The organism is Eudoraea sp. (assembly GCF_049669105.1).
In the GTDB taxonomy this organism is placed as follows: Bacteria; Bacteroidota; Bacteroidia; order Flavobacteriales; family Flavobacteriaceae; genus Eudoraea.
Window position 1 is genome coordinate 1 of sequence record NZ_JBATKE010000227.1, and the last position, 3,076, is coordinate 3,076.

Sequence of the window (3,076 nt, forward strand, 5' to 3'; positions counted from 1 at the left end):
CTATTGGACCTTGATTTCCGTCTGGACCCTGGTTCCCGTCTGGGCCTTGAATTCCGTCAGGACCTTGAATTCCGTCAGGACCTATCGGACCCTGGTTTCCATCTGGGCCTTGGTTACCGTCCGGGCCTTGATTTCCATCAGGACCTTGATTTCCGTCTGGGCCTTGGTTGCCATCAGGACCTTGGTTGCCATCAGGACCTTGGTTTCCGTCAGGACCTTGATTTCCGTCTATACCTTGTGGACCTTGATTCCCGTCAGGGCCTTGGTTGCCATCAGGACCTTGATTTCCGTCTGGACCTATTGGACCTTGATTTCCGTCTGGACCTTGGTTTCCATCAGGACCTTGAATTCCGTCAGGACCTTGATTTCCGTCTGGACCTATTGGACCCTGGTTTCCGTCCGGGCCTTGTGGACCTTGATTCCCGTCTGGACCCTGGTTCCCGTCCGGACCTTGTGGACCTTGGTTTCCATCGGGTCCTTGTAACCCAATTGCTCCGTCTGTACCTGCTGGTCCTTGTGGTCCAACCGGCCCGGTGGGTCCGGTTAAATCTGAAGAAGTAAAAGAGCTCCCATCTGAATAATTTATGGTAAAAGTTCCATTTCCATTATCAACAAAAGTAAAAGTACCTGGAGTTGAACCGGAGCCACCACAGAGGTCATTCCATTGTGTACCATTGTACATGAAGACACATTGGTTATCTATATTGTATACCAAGGCCCCTCGCAATGGGGTAATGCTTTGCATTTGGACTGTAGTAAGCCGGGTAAGAACTAAGGCTTTGTTACTGCTTTCCAATTCTAAAATAGAAGCAGAATTAATGTTATTGGGGTTTTCACCAATTTTCACCTGTGCTGTCGCCATAGTTGAAGACGCGACTAACAGAGCAAAAAGCAATTTTTTTAGGTTCATTTTATAAAGATTTGGGCCAAATCATTAATTGAACGTAAAAATAGCCCTAAGATGAGGACCTGGATAGAAAATGTTGTGAAGCTCTAAAAATGTGTTGTGAAAATGGGAAGCCCTGATTATTAGCGGAAAATATGGCCCTTTATCGACTTTCTAAAGATTTGATAATAATCGATCAAAATACTAAAAAAACAGATAAGATCATATTAGATATCCGGAAGTATAAATTGCCCATCGAAATTATATTTTCCTTAATGTCTAAGAATCATTCATAAGCCAGATAAAAGTATCCCTGATATTTAAGGTTAAGATCCTTTAAATCAATAAGATAGAAATAAACGCCTTCTGGTAGGTGATTATTGTTTTGGTTGATATTTCTATTTGGAATTCCTTGAAATTCATTTTGGTAGTTGGTTTTTTCATATACCAATGAACCAGACCTATTGAATACCTTAAATTCATTATTTGGCGATTGCTCCATAATTTTTAAACTGAAATAATCATTTATTCCATCCCCATTTGGTGTTAAGGCATAGTTGCCAGGTTCGTTGGCTTTCGTATTAAACAAAAAACCCAAAGTAAAGATTTCATAATCATTAGCGTTGAAAATATTGGAAGTGATACTTCCTGCATCGATATTTCCTTCATATCTGGCATTTCCCAAATTATCCCATTGTTCATTTTTCTTGCTCCAGCCTGCAACTGTGACACTTTCTATGCCATCAACCGAAGTCTCAAGCTTAGAACCGGCGTTCCAATTTAGAGATATTTGAATCCTGCCTGTAGTTGTCAAATTCCAGAATTCCTGAGAATTTATACCTCCTAAACTACTATCCCTATTGCTACTATTAAAACTCTTGGCAAAACTTTTGGGATAATCAGGGTTTTCCAGAAAGTAAGCACATTTTGCCAGGAAAACATCATCAATAAATTGAATTTGAAGTGGTCTTATAATATCATCATAACCAACAGGAAAACTAAATATTCTTTGCCCTTCAACGCCCGCCTGGCCGTCAATCTTGGAAAGATCCGCCACTCCTTCATAATCCGCTTTTACAGAAAATTTTGTATAGATATTTTTATTAGCTCTGGAGGATAAAATATTTCCATATATTATACCAAGCGAGTTGTCTATATTGATTGGAAGTTCCAGATACAGATTGTTTTCAACGGCTAATTCCAGATCATAAAATGTAGGACTAAAAGCTCCTGAAATGAAAAGTGGCTCTTTATCGTGATAAAACCCAATAAGTCCTAAATTTCTATCAAAACTCCCATCGTTGGTAAAATCTGTGTGGAAACCCACTAAGCCTTTAGTATGCAGTTGTAAATTCCCATAATTATGGACTCCTTCCTGACAAAAAAGACCATGGTTTATTAAAACAAGAAGTACAAAACATTTTATTCGAACCATATTATTGAATATTTATTTGCTGCCAGTCAGTTCCATCACTCTGTAACCAAACAGCTTTATTACGATTCAAAGCATTATTTTGATAACCTTTGTTGCAAATATATGTGGTGACAGTCTTGTTATTTCCTTTACTAATATTTTTCAAAACATAAATTCTCCCGGGGCAGCTGCTTGCAGGGGGCAGGCTAATATTCAGGTTTCTTTCTTTCATAACTAGCGTATAATCATTTTCATCTAAGGTTGTACTTGTGGTAGTAGTCCTTATTGGTGCGGCAATTGCCCCGCCTACATGTAATGAGGATGTAGGTGAGCTTGTGCCTATTCCAATATTCCCATTTGTAAAAGCAAGATTTTGATTATTTATATTATACGTTCTGTTTTCTTCTTCCTGGGTAATATCAATGGAAGCTAAGGTTGTATTATCATCCAGATCAACTCCGGGGAGACCTTGCGGACCGGTATCACCAGTTTCTCCTTTAGGCCCTATTTCTCCTGTATCCCCTTTTTCACCTTGTATCCCTTGAGGTCCGGCTGCGCCGTCTGCACCATTAGCTCCTGCTGGTCCCTGAGGTCCGGTATCACCTTTATCCCCTTTTTCACCCTGTATTCCTTGTGGTCCTTGTTCACCACTCGCGCCTTTGGCAGCGATGGCGCCAGCCGGACCGGTTAATCCAATGGGACCTTGTGGTCCTTCAGGACCAACAACACCTGAGAGTCCGGTTAATCCTATAGGTCCTTGCGGACCAGTTTCACCG

At 40.8% G+C, this 3,076-nt stretch carries 1 protein-coding gene and 2 pseudogenes; all 3 read right to left on the minus strand.

Annotation, left to right across the window (positions count from 1 at the left end):
- A pseudogene (locus WBM60_RS16765) lies at window positions 1-910 on the minus strand (hypothetical protein); the annotation flags it as partial.
- A gap of 262 nt (window positions 911-1,172) precedes the next feature.
- Window positions 1,173-2,321 carry a gliding motility-associated C-terminal domain-containing protein gene (locus tag WBM60_RS16770; protein ID WP_424276811.1) on the minus strand — a complete coding sequence of 383 codons (1,149 nt, stop codon included), beginning with the start codon at window positions 2,319-2,321 and terminating at the stop codon, window positions 1,173-1,175.
- 1 nt (window position 2,322) lies between these two features.
- Window positions 2,323-3,076: pseudogene (locus WBM60_RS16775) on the minus strand (hypothetical protein); the annotation flags it as partial.

What these genes read in the sequence shown, in the direction of transcription:
- WBM60_RS16770 (WP_424276811.1), bottom strand. Translation starts at nt 2,321, where the DNA reads ATGGTTCGAATAAAATGTTTTGTACTTCTTGTTTTAATAAACCATGGT.